Source organism: uncultured Amaricoccus sp. (assembly GCF_937891315.1).
Lineage (GTDB): Bacteria > Pseudomonadota > Alphaproteobacteria > Rhodobacterales > Rhodobacteraceae > Amaricoccus.
Window position 1 is genome coordinate 1 of the sequence record NZ_CALAGI010000033.1, and the last position, 16,900, is coordinate 16,900.

The following is a 16,900-nucleotide window of genomic DNA, read 5'->3' on the forward strand; positions in this document are numbered from 1 at the left end:
GGGGCTTGTGTCCGACCCCTGAGTAAAGGGTCAGTCGGCGTGGCCGTTGGTATCAGTCGAGACAAGAGCCGCGTTCGTCATTGCTATCCGCGCGCCTTCGGATGCGCCTGGTCGTAGACTTCCATCAGTCGGGCCTGATCGACGCCGGTATAGACTTGGGTCGTCGCCAGTGACGCGTGGCCCAGCAACTCCTGGATCGCGCGGAGGTCGCCACCGGCTTCCAGGAGATGCGTCGCGAAGGAATGGCGGAGCGCGTGCGGGGTGGCGGTGGCCGGCAGGCCGAGCTGGGTTCGGGCCGCCTGCGTCGCCTTTTGCACCAGCCGCGGATTGAGCGGGCCGCCGCGCGCGCCGAGAAAGAGCGGCGCGGCGGGGCCGGGCCGGTAGGGGCAGAGCGCCCGATAGGCCTCGACCGCGCGCGCCGCCACCGGCAGCACCGGCACCATCCGCTGGCGCCCGCCCTTGCCGGCGATACGCAGGCTCGGCGGCAGCGGCGCGTCGCCTTGGGTCAGGGCCAGCGCCTCGGAGATGCGCAACCCGCAGCCATAGAGCAGCGTCGTCACCGCCATGTCGCGCGCCGAGATCCAGGGTTCGAGGCTCTGGTCCGCGACCGTGGCGATCAGCGCCTTGGCCGCCTCCGGCGCGACCGGGCGGGGCAGGCGTTCCTTCAGTCTCGGCCCGCGGGTCGCGCTGACCGCCGGGGCGATCACGCCATGCGCCTCGGCGAGCCAGGCGTGAAAGCCGCGGACCGCCGACAATGCCCGGGCGAGCGAGCGCGCCGAGAGGCCGCGCCCGCGCTCGCCCGCCATCCAGGCGCGGGTGTCGGCGATGCCGACGTCGCCGAGTGCCGCGACCCCGGCCGGACCGCCCCAATGGTCGGCGAGAAAGCCGAGATAGCCGGAGACGTCGCGGCGATAGGCTTCGATGGTGCGCGGGCTGGCACCGCGCACCCCGGCGAGTTGGGCCAGCCAGTCCGCCATCGCCGCCGCCGCGCCCATCGACGCCGCGGGGCCGTCCATGTCAGGCGAGCCAGCGGCGCAGGGCGCGCTCGAAGACACCGGCGAAGAAGGCCAGCAGATCGGTGCCCTGGTCGGGATGGAACCGGTGGCCGTCGGCCGCGCCGAAGGCGAGCAGGCCGCCGAGATTGCCCGCCCCGAGATCGAGCCGGATCAGCGCCTCGGACCGGATGCGCTCGGCCTCGGCGCCGAACAGGGCTTCCGCGCCGGAGCCGACCTTGCGCAGCGTCACCTTGCGCGCCGCGAGGCCGCGGCCCTGCCGCGCGTAGCCATCGGCGCCGCCCTCGGGCAAAGCCACCACCACGTCGCGCAACGGCCCCTGCGGCCCGAGGCTGGAGCCCGGCGGCGCGGCCGGCGCCTCGAGCCCGAGCCGGATCACCTCGACCCCGAGGATCATGGCGACGTCATGGGTCAGCACCCGCAGGAAGCTGGCGAAATCCTCGGGATCGAGCACGGCGAGGCAGGCGCGATGCACCTGGTTCATGCCGGCGACGTTCTCGTAGGCCGCCGCCAGAACCTCGCGATGGGTGTCCTCCAGCCGGTCCAGCCGTTCCTCCAGTCGATCGACCAGCACGCCGCGCAGATCGACGACGTTGCGCCCGGCCGCTGCCCGACGGTCGGCGGCGAGCAGGGCGCGCATCAGCTGATCATCATCGAGGATCAGGGCGGGATCGGCGAGGATCTGGTCCTTCAGCGTGGTCAGCGCTTCCTCGGTCATCGGCATCAGACGATCTTCTGCCCGGTCGCGGCCCAGTCCTTGGTGAACTGCGCCAGTCCCTTGTCGGTCAGCGGATGGTTTACGAGGCCCTTCAGCACGGCGGCGGGCGCGGTCACCACGTCGGCGCCGATCAGCGCCGCCTGACTGACGTGATTGGCGGATCGGATGCTGGCCGCGAGGATCTGCGTCGTGAAGCCGTAGTTGTCGTAGATGGTTCGGATGTCCTGAATCAGCTCCATGCCGTCGAGATTGATGTCGTCCATCCGGCCGACGAAGGGCGAGATGAAGGTCGCCCCGGCCTTGGCCGCCAGCAGCGCCTGGTTCGCCGAGAAACAGAGCGTGACATTGACCATCTGGCCCTGGTCGGCGAGCGTCTTGCAGGTCTTGAGCCCGGCCCAGGTCAGCGGCACCTTGACCGCGATGTTCGGCGCGATCTTGGCCAGCCTCAGCCCCTCGGCCAGCATCGCGTCGGCGTCGGTCGCTGCCACCTCCGCGCTGACCGGCCCCGAGACGATCGAACAGATCTCCTTCGTCACCTCGGTGATGTCCCGGCCCGATTTCAGGATCAGGCTGGGATTGGTGGTGACGCCGTCGACAAGGCCGAGATCGTGAAGTTCCTTGATCTCGGCGATTTCAGCCGTATCGACGAAGAATTTCATGGGGGTGCTCTTTCGCGCAGCCGGGCCTCGGCCCTTGTGACTTTGGTCGATAATATCTCAGGGTGTCGTGCGATGGAACACCCCAATCACCTCACCGCCGCCGGTCCCGCGGCCGATTTCGCCGAAGGCGCGGCGGTCGCCGTGCTGACCGCCGAGGGGCTCGACCGGCTGCTCGACTACCGCGCGCCCGAGGGCGGGGTCTCGGTCGGCGAGTTCGTCGAGGCGCCGCTCGGCCCGCGCCGCGTGCTCGGTGTCGTCTGGGGGCCGGGCGAGGGCGGCTATGCGCCGGAGAAGCTGCGGCCAATCGGCCGGGTGCTCGACGCCCCGCCGCTCCGCCCGGCGATGCGCGCCTTCCTGATCCGAGCGGCGGACTATACGCTGACCCCGCTCACCCACATGTTGCGCCTCGCGAGCCGGGCGCCGGGGCTCGGCGCGCCGCCGGCCGCGCGGCCGCTGCTCCGGCTGAGCGGCGCGGCGCCGGACCGGATGACCGCGGCCCGCGCCCGGGTGCTGGCCGCCTTCGCCGAATACGGCAATCTCGGCTTCGCGCCGGGCGAACTCGCGCGGCTCGCCGGCGTCTCCGGCGCGGTGGTGAAGGGGCTGGAGACCCAGGGCGTGATCTTGCGCGAGGCGGCGCCGCGCGACGCGCCCTTGCCCCGACTCGATCCCGGCGCTCCGGCGCGGGAGCTGTCACCCGATCAGGCGCGCGCGGCGGCGCGGCTGCGGACCGCGGCGCGCGCGGGCATCTATTCGACGACGCTTCTCAAGGGGGTGACCGGCTCCGGCAAGACCGAGGTCTATCTCGAGGCGGTGGCCGAGACGCTGCGGGCCGGGCGGCAGGCGCTGGTGCTCCTGCCCGAGATCGCGCTGTCGGTCGAGTTCCTCGGCCGGATCGAGGCGCGGTTCGGCGCCCGCCCCGTCGAATGGCATTCCGGCGTCACCCAGGCGCTGCGTCGGCGGGGCTGGCACGCCGTCGCCTCGGGCGAGGCGCAACTGGTGGTCGGCGCCCGCTCGGCGCTGTTCCTTCCCTTCGCCGAGCTCGGGCTGATCGTGGTCGACGAGGAGCATGACGGCTCCTACAAGCAGGAGGACGGCGCGCTCTACCATGCCCGCGACATGGCCGTGCTGCGCGCCTCGATCGAGGGCGCGGCCGTGGTACTCGCCTCCGCCACGCCGTCGCTCGAAAGCTGGGCGAACGCGGCGGCGGGGAAATACGCGCGGCTCGATCTGCCGGAGCGGTTCGGGGTGGCGCGGCTGCCCGAGATGGCGGCGATCGACATGCGGCTCGATCCGCCGGAGCCGGGGCGCTGGATCTCGGCGCCGCTCGCCGCCGCCGTGTCCGAGCGGCTGGCCGCGGGGGAGCAGGCGCTGCTGTTTCTCAACCGACGCGGCTATGCGCCGCTGACCTTGTGCCGGGCCTGTGGCCAGCAGGTCGGCTGCGACCATTGCGACGCGCGGATGGTCGAGCACCGTTTCCGCGGCCGGCTCATCTGCCACCAGTGCGGCGCGACGAAGCCGATCCCGGTCAAATGCCCCTCCTGCGGGACCGAGGGCAAGATGACCGCGCTTGGCCCCGGGGTCGAGCGGCTGGCCGAGGAAGCCGAGGCGCTCTGGCCGGAGGCGCGGCGGGCGATCCTCTCCTCCGACCTCGCGGACGGGGCGCGAGCCCTGAAGGAGCGGATCGAGATCATCGCCGCCGGTGGCGCGGATCTGGTGATCGGCACCCAGATCGTCTCCAAGGGCCACAATTTTCCGTATCTGACGCTGGTCGGGGTGATCGACGCCGATCTCGGGCTTCAGGGCGGCGATCCCCGGGCGGCCGAGAAGACCTTCCAGCTCATCCGCCAGGTCGCCGGGCGCGCGGGCCGGGCCGAGCGGCCGGGCGCGGCGCTGATCCAGACGCACCAGCCGGAGCATCCGGCGATCCAGGCCATCCTGAGCGGCGATGACGAGGGTTTCTGGCAGGCCGAGGCGGCGGCGCGGCGGTCGGCCGGCATTCCGCCCTATGGTCGGCTGGTCGGGGTCATCGTCACCGGCGCCGACGAGGCCCGGGTCTGGGACGCGGCCCGCGCACTCGGCCAGGGCGCGCAACCGCTCTGGGCGGCGGGGGCGGAGCTCTACGGTCCGGCGCCGGCGCCGATCGCGCGGGTGCGGGGCCGGCATCGCGTGCGCCTGCTGGTCAAGGCACCGAAATCGGCGCCCCTGCAACCCGCGCTCCGCGCCTGGGTCGCGGCCACGCCGATCCATTCCTCGGTCCGCGTCGCGATCGACGTCGATCCGCAGAGCTTCTTCTAGGCGGCCGGCGCTTCGCCTCGAAGTCCTGATCCGCCGCAGGTATTGCGCCGCTCCACCGGAGTAAAAGGCACGCCCGCGCCGGAGTTCGGACAAGCTTCGCTTGACAGATCGGTATGCGACGCGTCACGACAACTTGGAAGAGAGCCGCTGTTTCGGGCGGACAAGTCCGAAACGCGGCGCAGGCCGGTGAGGGATGCCCTTGGCGACGAAGCGTGGCCCCGACGGCCTCTGGCCGACGATCCTCGTGATGGTCCTGGTGGCGGGCGCGGTGGCGGCGATCGCGGGCGCCTGCCGCCTGCTCGGCTTCGGCGAGGGTGTGCTGCTCGGGGCGACGCCGGCCTCCGGCGTGGCGCTCGGCGCCGCCGTCGTCCTGCGCGGGCCGGGCGCGTTCGCGGCGGCCGCCGGTTTCGCGCTCGCCGACCTCGCCGCCGGACTGACCCCCGACGAAGCCGGCGTGGACGCGGCGGCGCACGGGCTCGCGGCGCTGGCTGGCGCGACGCTGATGCGCGCGCTCGCCCGGCGGCGCGAGGTCCGCACAAGGACCAACGACTGGCTTGGCTTCCTCGCCGGCATCGCGGTCTTCACCGCCTGCGTCGGCGCCACGCTCAGCGTCGGGGCGGCGTTCGGGCTCCTGCGCGCGCCACCCGACCCGGCCCGCGCGTCGCTGCTGGCACTGGTGTTCGAGCCGCTCGGCCTCGTCACGGCGGGCGCGCTGCTGGCGAGCCTGCGGGAATATCGCGAGATACTGGCCGATCCGCGGCCCGCGGTCGGCATCGCCGGGCTCGCGGTCTTCCTGCTCGGCGTGCTCTGGCTGCTGCTGACCTTGCCGGGCGAGGGGATCAATCCGAGCGGCGTCACGCTGATCGTCGCGGTGCCCTTCTGCCTGTGGATCGCCATGCAGAACCGCAGTCTCGACGGCGCGGCGATCTCCTTCGCGGCGGCCAACGTGGCGCTTGCCATGGTGCTGGCGATGACCGGCGCGATCGACCATCCCGACTATGTGACGACGATCCTCTATCTCAACCTGCTGGTCGCGAGCTGCCAGCTGGTCCATGCCGTCAATCTCGACCGGCTCGCCGCGCTGGAGGCGGTGGCGGCGCACAAGCGCGATCTCGAGGCCCGGGTGATCGAACGCACCGCCCGGCTCAATGCCATGACCGAGCGGGCGCTGGCCGCCGACGCGGCCAAGACCCGTTTTCTCGCCACCGTGTCGCACGAGGTGCGCAATCCGCTCAACGGCGTGATCGGAATGGCGACGGTGGTTCTCGCCGGCGACCTCGACGAGGTGACGCGGCGCAATGTCGGGATCATCCGCGGTTCGGGCTTTCACCTGCTCGATGTCATCAATCGCATCCTCGACTATTCCAAGCTCAACCAGGCGCCGACCACTCCCGACGACGTCGCCTTCGACCTCCGGGATCTGGTCGACGAAGTGCTGGAGGAAGCCCGCTTCATCCCGGACGCCAACGGCCTGACACTGGCGGTGGAAATCGCGCCGGGTCTCGCGCACGACCGTTTCGGCTATCGGCAGGGCCTGCGGCAGATACTCACCAACCTCGTCGCCAACGCGGTGAAGTTCACCGAAGAGGGCGGCGTCACCGTCCGCCTCGCAGGGACGGACCGGGGCGTGCGCTTCGAGGTGCGCGACACCGGCATCGGCATCCCCAAGGCGGCGCGCGAGCGGATCTTCCTGCCCTTCGAGCAGGTCGACGGCGGTGTCACCCGGCGCTATGGCGGCACCGGCCTCGGCCTTGCCATCTGCGCCGAGATCGTCGCGCGCATGGGGGGCGACATCGGGGTCGAGAGCGGCGCGGAACGCGGCTCGGTCTTCTGGTTCGAGGCGCCGCTCAGGGTCGGCGAGGCGGTCCCCGCCTGACGGCTGGAAATCCGGGCGCGGAGCGGCTAGGAGACGCGCGACCCTGGAGACCGCCATGACCGAGCCGCATCCGACGATCCAACCCCAGCCCGGCATTCTGGAGATCGCACTCTATCATGGCGGCGAGGGCGCGCTCCCGGGGCACAATCGCGTGCTGAAGCTGAGCTCGAACGAGAATCCCTTCGGCGCCAGTCCGGCGACGGTCGAGGCCTATCGCCGGGCCTCGGACAGCCTGCATCTCTATCCCGACACCGGCCACGTGGCCTTGCGCGCCGCCATTGCGCGCGCGCATGGGCTGGAGGCGGAACGGATCATCTGCGGCGCCGGCTCGGACGAGATCATCACCTTCCTCTGCCAGACCTATGCCGGGCCGGGGCTCGAAGTGATCCATACTGAGCACGGGTTCGGCATGTACCGCATCAGCGCGCTCGCCGCCGGTGCCACTCCGGTCGAGGTGCCCGAGCGCGAGCGCCATACCGATGTCGACGCGATCCTCGCCGCCTGTACCGAGCGGACGGCGCTGGTCTTCATCGCCAATCCGAACAACCCGACCGGCACCATGATCCCCGAGCGCGAGGTCGCGCGGCTCGCCGAGGGTGTGCCCCCCCAGGCGCTGCTGGTGCTCGACGGCGCCTATGCCGAGTTCGTGGAGGGGTTCGACGGCCACGCCGCCCTCGTCGATGCGCGCGACAACACGGTGATGACGCGGACCTTCTCGAAGATCCACGGGCTCGGCGGGCTGCGGATCGGCTGGGGCTACGGACCGGCGCATGTGATCGAGGCGCTGAACCGGGTGCGGGGGCCGTTCAACCTGTCGACGGCGGCGCAGGCGGCGGCGGCGGCGGCGGTGCTCGATATCGCCTATGCCGACTATTGCCGGGCAGAGAATGCGCGCAACCGTGCCTGGCTCGCGGCGGCGCTGGAACGCGCCGGGGTACCGTCCGACCCGTCGGAGGCGAATTTCATCCTCGCCCGCTTCCGCGATCAGGAGGAGGCGGAGGCGGTAGACCGCGCGCTGCGCGATCGGGGGATCCTCGTGCGGCGGATGGCGGGCTACAAGCTGCCGGCGGCGCTGCGCATCACCGTCGGCGACGCCGCGGCCTGCGCGGCCGTCGCCGAGGCGATCGACGGCTTCGTCAGGGCGCGCGCCTGATGGCCTATGGCAAGGTCGCGCTGATCGGGCTCGGGCTGATCGCCTCGTCGATCATCCATGCCATGCGCCGGGCCGGGATGACCGCGGAGATCGCCGGTTTCGCCCGCACGCCGGAGACGCGCGACGCGGCGCGGCGGCTCGGCCTCGGTACCGTCGTCGACACCGCCGCCGAGGCGGTCGAGGGCGCCGATCTCGTCATCCTCTGCGTGCCGGTCGGCGCGATGGAGGCGGTCACCGCCGAGATCGCCCCGAAGCTGAAGCCGGGGGTCACGGTGACCGACGTCGGCTCGGTCAAGGGCGCGGTGATCGCCGCCGTCGCGCCGCGGCTGCCGGCGCATGCGCGCTTCATCCCCGGCCACCCGCTGGCCGGGACCGAGCATTCCGGTCCGGCCGCCGGCTTCGCCGAACTCTTCGACAACCGTTGGTGCCTGCTCACCCCGCTGCCTGACACCAATGGCGAAGCGCTCGCCGATCTCGTGGATTTCTGGCGCGCGCTCGGGGCGAAGGTCGACATGATGGGGGCCGAGCACCATGACCTCGTGCTCGCCGTGACCAGCCACGTGCCGCATCTCATCGCCTATACGATGGTGGGCGTCGCCGACGACCTGAGCCGGGTGACGGCGTCGGAGGTGGTGAACTACTCCGCCGCCGGGTTCCGCGATTTCACCCGCATCGCGGCTTCCGACCCGACCATGTGGCGCGACGTGTTCCTCAACAACAAGGAGGCGACGCTGGAGATCCTCGGCCGCTTCACCGAGGAGCTGTTCGCCTTGCAGCGCGCCATCCGGCTGGGCGACGGCGCGCATCTGCGGGACTATTTCACCCGCACGCGGGCGATCCGGCGCGGCATCATCGACGCCGGCCAGGACACGTCGGCCGTGGATTTCGGGCGCTTCGCGTCGAAACCGGGGTGACGGCTCAGGGACGCCTGGTCAACAGCGGCGCCGCGCCGATCACGATCGGTCCGAGCCGCGCCTCGCCGCCGCCGAATTCGAGCGGCAGCCTGAGCGTGTTGCCATCGCCGGAGAGCCGGGCGAAGAGCCCGAGCGCGCCGCGCAGCGTACCGGCGATGGCGGGGTTCATCACGCCCGACTGCTCGGCCGCCTCCAGCATGTCGCGCCAGTTCCGCGCCGTGAGGTCGAGCTTGCCCTCGGCGAAGCCGCGCGCATCTGGCCGCAATGTGCCGGCCGCGCGCAGGTCGAGCTTGCCCCAGGCGAAGCGCGCGTCGCTGATCTGAAGCGTACGCAGCGCCGGATTCTCGCCTTCGATCGCCGCGCGGTCCCACGGCCGGTCAAAAGTCGCCGTGGCGGCGAGATGGGTGGTCTCGATCGCCGGCGGCAGGACGCCGGCCGCGTCGATCCCGGCGATCCAGGTATCGGGCAGGCGCAGATCGTGCGCGCTGAAATCGAGATCGTAGGAGAAGGGATCCGCCGCGTCCGGTGTCCTGCGGGTGGAAAGGAGCGCGTCGCCGATCCCGGCGGTCCAGCCGGCGCCGCCGGTGAGGGTGACCGCCTTCATCTCCAACGTCGAATGGTCGAGCCCGACGAGGCGGTTCGGCTCGACCACCACCGATCCGACCATCCGCTCGGAGGCGACGCGGATCGTGTCGTATGAGGTGGAAATGGTCTGCTCGCCCGGCCAGACCGCGATCAGATGCTGCGGCCGATACGAGAGGGAGAGGAGCTGGAACTCCGGCGCGCTCCAGGACCAGCCGGCTCGCGGATCGGCGAGCATCAGCCCGTCGACGACGACGTCGACCCGGTTCGGGAAACCGGTCACCCGCACGTCGCCCTCGGCGATCCAGCCGGCGGCGCGGCGCTCCTCCAGCCAGCCGGTCAGCGCCCGGTCGCGCGCGCTGGCGTTCCAGTACCAGTAGCCGCTCCAGCCGAGGGCCGCCAGAACCACGATTGCCAAGAGTACGCGCATGCCCTAACCCCCGTTGCGATCCGACGGTGGATACCCCCGCCGGGCGCGCGGGAACAGGGCAAATGCGGCTGGACGCAGGCGAGGAAGGCGGCGAGGGGACTTGGGTCTTCGGCTATGGTTCGCTGATCTGGAACCCCGGGTTTCCCTTCGCCGAGCGGCGGCGGGCGGTGCTCGCGGGCTATGCGCGGTCGTTTTGCATGACATCGGTGCATTATCGGGGCACGCCGGAGCGGCCGGGGCTGGTGTTGGCTCTCGATCGCGAGGAGGCGGCCCGCTGCGAGGGGGTCGCCTATCGGCTGGCGCCCGAGACCGAGGCCGCGAGCCTCGCCTATCTCCGCGAGCGGGAACTCGTCTCCTACGCCTATGACGAAGCGGTGCTGCCGCTCAGGCTCGAGGACGGGCGCGAGGTGCGGGCGGTGTCCTACGTGGTGAACCGCGCGCATGTCCAGTATCGCGGCGGCCTCGGCCTCGACGAACAGGCCGCGATCATCGCGGCGGCGGTTGGTCCGATGGGACCGAACGCGGACTATCTCGCGCGCACCGTGGCCGGGCTGGCCGAGATCGGCGTTCGCGACGAGGCGCTGGCCGCCCTGGAGAAAAAGGTGCTTGCCCGACTGGGCGGATAGGCTCCGACCCGGCGGGCAGCGGGCTGGTCACCCGTCCCGACGGCGTGATCGCGCCGGGCGGGGTGCCGCTCGCGCGATGCGAAATCGGCTCGGGCGTCAGAACTCGACTTCGAGCTCGATGATCTCGTCGGGCTCCTCCAGCGCGCCCTCGGTCCATTCCCGGAGCAGCGGCCAGTTGAAGATCGTCTCGCAATAGGCGGCGTGGGCGGGGTTGAGCTCGACCGCGTAGGTGCGGAACCGGGTACAGACCGGCGCATACATCGCATCGGCCAGCGAAGGCTCGCCGAAGAGGAACGGCCCGCCGTAGGTGTCGAGGCATTCGCTCCAGATCGCCTTGATCCGCTCGATGTCGGGACGCGCGCCGGAGAAGACCTTGAACGACTTGTGCCGCGCCTTGAGATTCATCGGCAGCGCCGAGCGGAGATTGTAGAAACCCGAATGCATCTCGCCCGAGATCGCCCGGCAATGGGCGCGCGCGATGCGATCGGACGGCAGGAGGCCCGCGTTCGGCGCGATCTCGGCCAGATATTCGGCGATGGCGAGCGTGTCCCAGACGGCGGCGCCGTCGTGGGTCAGGCGCGGCACCAGAACCGAGGGTGACAGCAGCAGCAGTTCCTGCCGCATCGTCGGATCGTCGAGATCGACCGGCTTCTCCTCGAACTCCAGCCCTGCCATCTTGCAAAGAAGCCATCCGCGCAGGGACCAGGAGGAATAGTTTTTCGAGGAGATCGTGAGGATCGCTTTTGGCATCGCGCGGGCTGGCTCCGATCGAGGTTGCAGTGCACAACAATCCTCTCGCATTGCAAAATGAATTGCACTAGCTTTTTTTCGCGATGCCGGCGGAGGGGGATCATGCGCATGCTCTATCAGGCCTACCAGCTGCAGGACGACTTGGTGGGACAGGTCCGCTACGTCGCGACCTGGGCGCGAACAGTCGGGGCGATGATCGGCTGGGGGAGCCGCGGCAAGGCCGCGCGGCGGCTCGACGCGACGCTGGAACTCATGCAGCGCTTTCGCCTGACCAACGCCCGGCCGGAGTTCAATCTCCAGCCGGTCCGGGTCGGCAACCGCGACGTGCCGGTGACCGAGGAGATCGTGCTCGATCTGCCGTTCGGGCAATTGCGCCATTTCGTCAAGGACGTGGAGACGCCGCAGCCGAAGGTGCTGGTGCTGGCGCCGCTGTCGGGCCATTTCGCGACGCTGCTCGCCGGAACGGTCCAGACCCTGCTGATCGACCATGACGTCTATATCACCGACTGGGTGAATGCCCGGGACGTGCCGGCCGAGCACGGGCGGTTCGGGGTGGAGGACTATGTGTCCTACGTGATCCGCTTCATCGAGGAGATCGGGCCGGGGGCGCATATTCTCGCGGTCTGCCAGCCCTGCGTGCAGGGGCTGGCAGCCGTCGCCGTGATGTCCGAGGACAAAAATCCGGCCACCCCGCGCAGCATGACGCTGATGGCCGGTCCGATCGACGTGCGCGAGAGCCCGACCAAGGTCAATGACCTGGCCAACGGCAAGCCGCTCGACTGGTTCAAGCGGACGGTGATCTCGGCGGTGCCGGGGCGCTACAAGGGGGCGGGGCGGCGGGTCTATCCCGGCTTCATGCAGCTGACGGCCTTCGTGATGATGAATTTCGAGCGCCACAAGCAGCAGCATCAGAAGCTGCACGAGCATCTGGCCAAGGGAGAGACAACCGAGGCCGAGAAGATCAAGACCTTCTACGACGAATATTTCGCCGTGCTCGACCTGACCGAGGAGTTCTATATCGAGACCATCGACCGCATCTTCCAGAAGGCCGAGCTCGCGACCGGCGAGTTCACCTATCGTGGGCGCAAGGTCAATCCGGGGGCGATCCGGCGCACCGCGCTCCTGACGGTCGAGGGCGGGCGGGACGATATTTGCGCGCTCGGCCAGACCAGCGCGGCGCATGACCTCTGTTCGTCGCTGCGGCCGCATCTGAAGCGGCACCATCTGCAGGCGAATGTCGGCCATTACGGCGTCTTCAACGGCAAGCGCTGGGATCGCGAGATTTATCCCGTGGTTCGCAATCACATCCTTGCTCAGGAATAGGTCGGGTCGCGCTTGACCGGGTTCGGGCCTGGGCTCGGGCTTTGACAGGCGCGGGCGTTCTTGCACAGAGTGCGGCTTTCTGGGGGGGGCGGCATGCGCGACCTGAGTTTCACGTTCGCCGGCCTGCGCGCGGCCTATGCCGGGGGTGTTTCGCCCGTCGCGGTGATCGAGGAGGTCTATCGGCGGCTGGACGCGGCCAACGACCCCGGAATCTTCCTCCATGTCGTGCCGAAGAAACAGGCGCTGGCCGAGGCCGCGGCGCTGGGGGTCCTGGATCCCAAGGCGTCCGGCCGACCGCTCTGGGGCATTCCCTTCGCCGTGAAAGACAATATCGACCTCGGCGGCGCGCCGACGACGGCGGCCTGTCCGGCCTTCGCCTACGAGGCCGAAGGCGATGCCTTCGTCGTGGGGGAACTGCGCCGCGCGGGGGCGATCGCCATCGGTAAGACCAATCTCGACCAGTTCGCGACCGGGCTCGTCGGCGTGCGCACGCCCTATCCGGTGCCGCGCAACGCGATCGATCCGGCCATCGTGCCGGGTGGGTCGAGCTCCGGCTCGGCGGTGGCGGTGGCGCGCGGCATCGTCGCCTTCGCGCTTGGCACGGACACGGCGGGCTCGGGCCGGGTGCCCGCCGCGCTCAACAACATCGTCGGGCTGAAACCCTCGCTTGGCGCGCTGTCGACCAGCGGCGTGGTGCCGGCCTGCCGGACGCTCGACACGGTGTCGATCTTCGCGCTGTCGGTCGAGGATGCCTACGAGGCGTTCCGTGTGGCGTCCGTGTTCGATCCGGCGGACGCCTATGCCCGCGATCTGCCGCGGCGGGCGCTCGACGCCGCGCCGTCGCGGTTCCGGGTCGGGGTGCCGACCGCGGCGACGCGGGAATTTCGCGGCGACGCCGCGCAGGCGGCGTCCTACGCGGCGGCGCTGGACGAGATCTCGGCGCTGGGAGGCGAGATCGTCGAGCTCGATTTCTCGGTGTTCTACGAGGTGGCGGCGCTGCTCTACGAAGGCGCCTGGGTGGCCGAGCGGCACGCGGTGGTCGAGCAATTGATGCGCGAGGATCCGGCGGCCATGCTCGAGGTCACGCGCGGCATCATCGGCAAGGCGCTGGATCTGACCGCGACCGACGCTTTTCGGGGGTTCTACCGGCTGCGGGCGCTGAAGCGGGTGGCGGACGGGCTGATCGACGCGGTGGATCTCCTCTGCGTGCCGACGATGCCGACCTTCTTCTCGCTGGCCGATCTCGCCGCCGATCCGGTCGAACCGAACAGCATGTCGGGAACCTATACCAATTTCGTCAATCTGCTCGATCTCTGCGGCCTCGCCGTGCCGGTGGCGGCCCGGGGCGACGGGCGGCCGGGCGGGGTGACCCTGCTCGCCCGCGCCGGGCGCGACGCGGCCCTGGCGGCGCTCGGCTCGGCGCTGCATGCTCGCGCGGGCGTGACCCTCGGGGCGACGGGCTGGGCCCTGCCGCCGGCGCGGGTGGTGGCAGCGGAAGAGCCAGGGTCGGACGAAATCGCGGTCGCGGTGGTCGGCGCGCATATGTCGGGCCTGCCACTCAACGGCGAGTTGACCCGGCTTGGCGGGCGGTTCCTGAGGGCCGCGGCGACCGCGCCGGCCTATCGGCTGCATCGGCTGGCTGGCGGCCCGCCGGCGCGGCCGGGCCTGACCCGTTCCGACGATGGCGCGTCTATCGCGCTTGAGGTCTGGGCCCTGCCGCGCGGGGCCTTCGGGGATTTCGTCACCGGGATCCCGGCGCCGCTCTGCATCGGCACGGTGGCGCTCGACGACGGGACCAGCGTCAAGGGCTTTCTCTGCGAGCCGTCGGGTCTCGATGGCGCCGAGGATATCACCGCGCTCGGCGGCTGGCGCGCGTTCCTCGCCGGCGCCTAACCCTTGAGCCGCGCGGCGAGGTGATCGCCGAGGCGGAGCGCGAGCTGGGTGATGGTGTAGGTCGGGTTGCAATGGCCGGTGGTCGGGAAGACCGAGGAGCCGCCGAGATAGAGGTTGGTCGTCTCGTGCACCCGGCAATCGGCATCGACGACGCCGCTTCGCGCCTCGGCGGCCATGCGGGTCGCGCCGATATGATGCTTGCCGCCGACCTCGTCGTCCGCGACGCCGGGAAACCGCGGCGGATCGGCGAGCAGCCAGTCGGCGATGCGCAGCCGGCCGATATTCTGGTCCGCCATATGCTTACCGAAGGTGGTGACGGCGATGCGCATGGTCTCGACGTCGATCTCGGCGAGGCGCCAGTCGAGTGCCACGCGGCGAAGGCCGAAGGCGTCGCGCTCCTCGGACAGCATCACCCGGCTGTCGGGATTCGGCGCCGCCTCCTGCGCGACGCGGATCACGCCGGTCTGGCCCATCGGTTGCGGCAGGATCAGCCGGTCGGTCAGCGCGCGATCGACGAAGGGGTCGCGGACCAGCCTTTCAAGCTGGATGTTGAAGGTCTCGGGCGGTGTATCCTCGAAGCCGATGGTCGGCAGGTCCTTCGGCCAGATCCAGCGCGGTTCCAGCCGCAGGCCGAAATTGAGACAGGAATGGTCCTGCATGAAGAGCTCGGTCGGAGAATAGAATTCGCGCTCGCGGACCAGAACGCGCAGCACGCATTCGGCGACGAGGAAATGCGGGTGATCGGTGAAGCAGCGGCCGACCCAGCCGCCGCGATTGCCGATGCCCTCCGGCACCTGGCTGGTAAAATTGAGCAGGAGCCGCGCATTCTCGATCCCTCCCGCGCAGAGGGCGAAATAACGTGCCTTGACCGTGAATCCGGGGTCGGCGGGATCGTAGGATTTGAAGACCGCGCCGGTGATGGTCCCGAGCGAATCGTCGAGGCGGAGATCGACGAGATTGGCGTTGAGCACCAGCGTGATCGCCTGCGAGGCTTCGATCTCGGCGAGGTATTTCTCGGCGAAGCGGGTCGGCGGGCTGAAGCGGAACTGGAAGCGGCGGAAGTCGTAGCCGCTCTGGCGCACCGGCAGATCGGGCGCCTCGGTCGCCGACGGCACGTCCAGGATCGAATCCGCCTCGGCCCGGTAGGCGTCGAGCGCGATCTGCGGCAACGGCCAGCCGGAGAGCGGGACATAGGGTTTCGGCGCGAAGTCGATCGGGTCCAGTGCGCGGGTCCAGCCGCCCCAGTGGTTCGAGGTGCCGCCGAAATAGCGCAGGCGGCAGATGTCGAGGTCGAAATATTCGATGCCGAGATTGGCGCCGCCGCGATAGACGTCCTGGCTTTCCTCGGTGATTTCGAGGCCGCCCGCCTCCATCAACGCGACTCGGGCGCCGGCGGCGGCGAGGGTGCGGGCGAGGGTAATGCCGGCGGGGCCCGCGCCGATGACGCAGACGTCGAAGCTCTGCTCGAAGGCGCCGCGGTCGATGGTGGTGGCGTCTGCGATCATGGTTCCTCCCCCGGCGAGGCCGCAGAATGGCACGCGGGACCCGGGCGTCAAGGTGGAGGCCGAGGGATCAGGCGACCGTGACGCGGATGGTCCTCAGGGCGGCGGGATCGGCGGAGAAGCCGAGATGGAGGTCGAAGGCACCGGGCTCGACAGCCGGCCGAAGCGCCGCGTCGAGCGCGGCGAAATCGTCGCGGGCGAGGGTGAAGGCGACCTCGCGGCGCTCGCCGGGGGCGAGAGTGACCTGGGTGAAGCGCCGAAGCTCCAGCGTCGGGCGGGAGATGATCGAGACGGGATCGTGGAGGAACAGAAACACCGTCGCGGTGCCGGCGCGGCGGCCGGCGTTGGCGACGGTGGTCCGGGCAGTGATCGGGCCGGTGCCTTCGGCGGCGGGATCAGTCATCGTGAAGCTGGTGGTCGAGAGGCCGTGGCCGAATGCGAATTGAGGACTGTTCGGCAGGTCGATGTATTTGCTGGTATAATGGTCGTTCCGGTTTTCCGGGCGACCGCCGGGGCGGGCGGCGTAGGCGATCGGGATCTGGCCCTCGGCGCGCGGCCAGGTGACCGGGAGGCGGGCCGAGGGCGCGACGCGGCCGGTCAGGAGATCGGCGATTCCCGGCCCGGCCTCGCTGCCCGGGAACCAGCAGGCGACGGTCGCGGCGGCGCGGTCGAAAAGATCGGGCAGGATGAGGGGACGGCCGGAAAAGAGCAGCAGCACCACCGGCTTGCCGGTGGCGAGAACGGCGTCGGCGAGGGCTTGCTGCTGGCCGGGGAGCGAGAGGTGGGCGCGGCTCGCCGCCTCGCCACTCATCGAGGCGGCCTCGCCGAGGCAGAGCAGGACATGGTCGGCGCGGGTCGCGGCGGCGACGGCGGCGGCGAGTCCCGCCTCGATCCGCGCGGGCTCGCCGCCGGCGATCGGCACGGCGGGCACATGGTCGATCCGCGCGTCCGGCCAGACATCGCGGAGCGCGGGCAGCAGGGCCACCGCCTCGTCGGGACGGCCGGCGCCGGCCCAGGGGCCGAGCATGTCGGCGGGCGCGTCGGCGAGCGGGCCGATCAGGGCGAGGCGCGCGGGCGGCGTCTCGATCGGCAGGGTGTCGCCGCGGTTGGTGAGCAGCGTGAGGCCGCGGGCGGCGGCGGCGCGGGCGAGGGCGCGCGGCGGCGGG

At 70.7% G+C, this 16,900-nt stretch carries 14 protein-coding genes; 7 read left to right on the plus strand and 7 right to left on the minus strand.

Annotated features, from left to right (window positions below; all coding sequences use genetic code 11):
* Positions 1 to 83 precede the first annotated feature (83 nt).
* From Q0480_RS02405 to fsa, 3 genes are read right to left on the minus strand one after another with little or no spacing between them, the layout of a single operon-like run.
* Positions 84 to 1,016, minus strand: coding sequence for a tyrosine recombinase XerC (locus Q0480_RS02405; protein WP_299130253.1), 933 nt, complete (start codon positions 1,014 to 1,016; stop codon positions 84 to 86).
* 1 nt (position 1,017) lies between these two features.
* Positions 1,018 to 1,737: a DUF484 family protein gene (locus tag Q0480_RS02410; protein WP_366940812.1), complete on the minus strand. Its 720-nt coding sequence runs from the start codon at positions 1,735 to 1,737 to the stop codon at positions 1,018 to 1,020.
* Positions 1,737 to 2,390, minus strand: a complete 654-nt coding sequence (gene fsa / locus Q0480_RS02415) for a fructose-6-phosphate aldolase (protein WP_299130256.1) — start codon at positions 2,388 to 2,390, stop codon at positions 1,737 to 1,739. The genes Q0480_RS02410 and fsa overlap by 1 nt, the downstream gene beginning before the upstream one ends.
* 72 nt (positions 2,391 to 2,462) lie before the next feature.
* Between fsa and Q0480_RS02420 the strand changes: the two genes are divergently transcribed.
* From Q0480_RS02420 to Q0480_RS02435, 4 genes are all read left to right on the plus strand, one after another.
* Complete coding sequence (locus Q0480_RS02420) at positions 2,463 to 4,685, plus strand: primosomal protein N' (RefSeq protein WP_299130257.1); 2,223 nt, start codon at positions 2,463 to 2,465, stop codon at positions 4,683 to 4,685.
* Between the two features lie 199 nt (positions 4,686 to 4,884).
* Entirely contained in the window at positions 4,885 to 6,561 is a 1,677-nt protein-coding gene (locus tag Q0480_RS02425; protein WP_299130258.1) for a HAMP domain-containing sensor histidine kinase, read from the plus strand.
* Between the two features lie 55 nt (positions 6,562 to 6,616).
* Complete coding sequence (hisC, locus tag Q0480_RS02430) at positions 6,617 to 7,714, plus strand: histidinol-phosphate transaminase (RefSeq protein WP_299130261.1); 1,098 nt, start codon at positions 6,617 to 6,619, stop codon at positions 7,712 to 7,714.
* Positions 7,714 to 8,628, plus strand: coding sequence for a prephenate/arogenate dehydrogenase family protein (locus Q0480_RS02435; RefSeq protein ID WP_299130263.1), 915 nt, complete (start codon positions 7,714 to 7,716; stop codon positions 8,626 to 8,628). Before hisC ends, Q0480_RS02435 begins: the two co-directional genes overlap by 1 nt.
* A gap of 4 nt (positions 8,629 to 8,632) precedes the next feature.
* Here Q0480_RS02435 and Q0480_RS02440 read toward each other — a convergent pair whose 3' ends face one another.
* Positions 8,633 to 9,640 carry a DUF2125 domain-containing protein gene (locus tag Q0480_RS02440; RefSeq protein ID WP_299130265.1) on the minus strand — a complete coding sequence of 336 codons (1,008 nt, stop codon included), beginning with the start codon at positions 9,638 to 9,640 and terminating at the stop codon, positions 8,633 to 8,635.
* Positions 9,641 to 9,702: 62 nt separating this feature from the next.
* Here Q0480_RS02440 and Q0480_RS02445 point away from each other — a divergent pair, with 62 nt between their 5' ends.
* Positions 9,703 to 10,266 carry a gamma-glutamylcyclotransferase gene (locus tag Q0480_RS02445; RefSeq protein ID WP_299130266.1) on the plus strand — a complete coding sequence of 188 codons (564 nt, stop codon included), beginning with the start codon at positions 9,703 to 9,705 and terminating at the stop codon, positions 10,264 to 10,266.
* Positions 10,267 to 10,362: 96 nt separating this feature from the next.
* Here Q0480_RS02445 and Q0480_RS02450 read toward each other — a convergent pair whose 3' ends face one another.
* The gene (locus Q0480_RS02450; protein ID WP_299130269.1) at positions 10,363 to 11,016 is read right to left on the minus strand and encodes a glutathione S-transferase; all 654 of its coding nucleotides are present in this window, start codon (positions 11,014 to 11,016) and stop codon (positions 10,363 to 10,365) included.
* Between the two features lie 102 nt (positions 11,017 to 11,118).
* On the opposite strand from Q0480_RS02450, the gene phaZ reads away from it, so the two are divergent.
* A complete protein-coding gene (phaZ, locus tag Q0480_RS02455) occupies positions 11,119 to 12,339 on the plus strand; it encodes a polyhydroxyalkanoate depolymerase (protein ID WP_299130271.1) in 1,221 nt (406 codons plus the stop codon).
* Positions 12,340 to 12,432: 93 nt separating this feature from the next.
* On the plus strand, positions 12,433 to 14,232 hold the full coding sequence (atzF, locus tag Q0480_RS02460; protein WP_299130272.1) for an allophanate hydrolase: 1,800 nt from the start codon (positions 12,433 to 12,435) through the stop codon (positions 14,230 to 14,232).
* Here the strand turns inward: atzF and Q0480_RS02465 are convergent.
* Positions 14,229 to 15,737: a GMC family oxidoreductase gene (locus tag Q0480_RS02465; protein WP_299130274.1), complete on the minus strand. Its 1,509-nt coding sequence runs from the start codon at positions 15,735 to 15,737 to the stop codon at positions 14,229 to 14,231. The genes atzF and Q0480_RS02465 overlap by 4 nt on opposite strands.
* A gap of 67 nt (positions 15,738 to 15,804) precedes the next feature.
* On the minus strand, positions 15,805 to 16,900 hold a 1,096-nt coding region (locus tag Q0480_RS02470), incomplete at its 5' end, for a glycoside hydrolase family 3 C-terminal domain-containing protein (RefSeq protein ID WP_299130276.1).

Bases quoted from the DNA above. Each gene is read 5' to 3' on its own strand.
- Q0480_RS02405 (WP_299130253.1), bottom strand. From the start codon at position 1,016: ATGGACGGCCCCGCGGCGTCGATGGGCGCGGCGGCGGCGATGGCGGAC.
- Q0480_RS02410 (WP_366940812.1), bottom strand. From the start codon at position 1,737: ATGCCGATGACCGAGGAAGCGCTGACCACGCTGAAGGACCAGATCCTC.
- fsa (WP_299130256.1), bottom strand. From the start codon at position 2,390: ATGAAATTCTTCGTCGATACGGCTGAAATCGCCGAGATCAAGGAACTT.
- Q0480_RS02420 (WP_299130257.1), top strand. From the start codon at position 2,463: ATGGAACACCCCAATCACCTCACCGCCGCCGGTCCCGCGGCCGATTTC.
- hisC (WP_299130261.1), top strand. From the start codon at position 6,617: ATGACCGAGCCGCATCCGACGATCCAACCCCAGCCCGGCATTCTGGAG.
- Q0480_RS02435 (WP_299130263.1), top strand. From the start codon at position 7,714: ATGGCCTATGGCAAGGTCGCGCTGATCGGGCTCGGGCTGATCGCCTCG.
- Q0480_RS02440 (WP_299130265.1), bottom strand. From the start codon at position 9,640: ATGCGCGTACTCTTGGCAATCGTGGTTCTGGCGGCCCTCGGCTGGAGC.
- Q0480_RS02445 (WP_299130266.1), top strand. From the start codon at position 9,703: ATGCGGCTGGACGCAGGCGAGGAAGGCGGCGAGGGGACTTGGGTCTTC.
- Q0480_RS02450 (WP_299130269.1), bottom strand. From the start codon at position 11,016: ATGCCAAAAGCGATCCTCACGATCTCCTCGAAAAACTATTCCTCCTGG.
- phaZ (WP_299130271.1), top strand. From the start codon at position 11,119: ATGCGCATGCTCTATCAGGCCTACCAGCTGCAGGACGACTTGGTGGGA.
- atzF (WP_299130272.1), top strand. From the start codon at position 12,433: ATGCGCGACCTGAGTTTCACGTTCGCCGGCCTGCGCGCGGCCTATGCC.
- Q0480_RS02465 (WP_299130274.1), bottom strand. From the start codon at position 15,737: ATGATCGCAGACGCCACCACCATCGACCGCGGCGCCTTCGAGCAGAGC.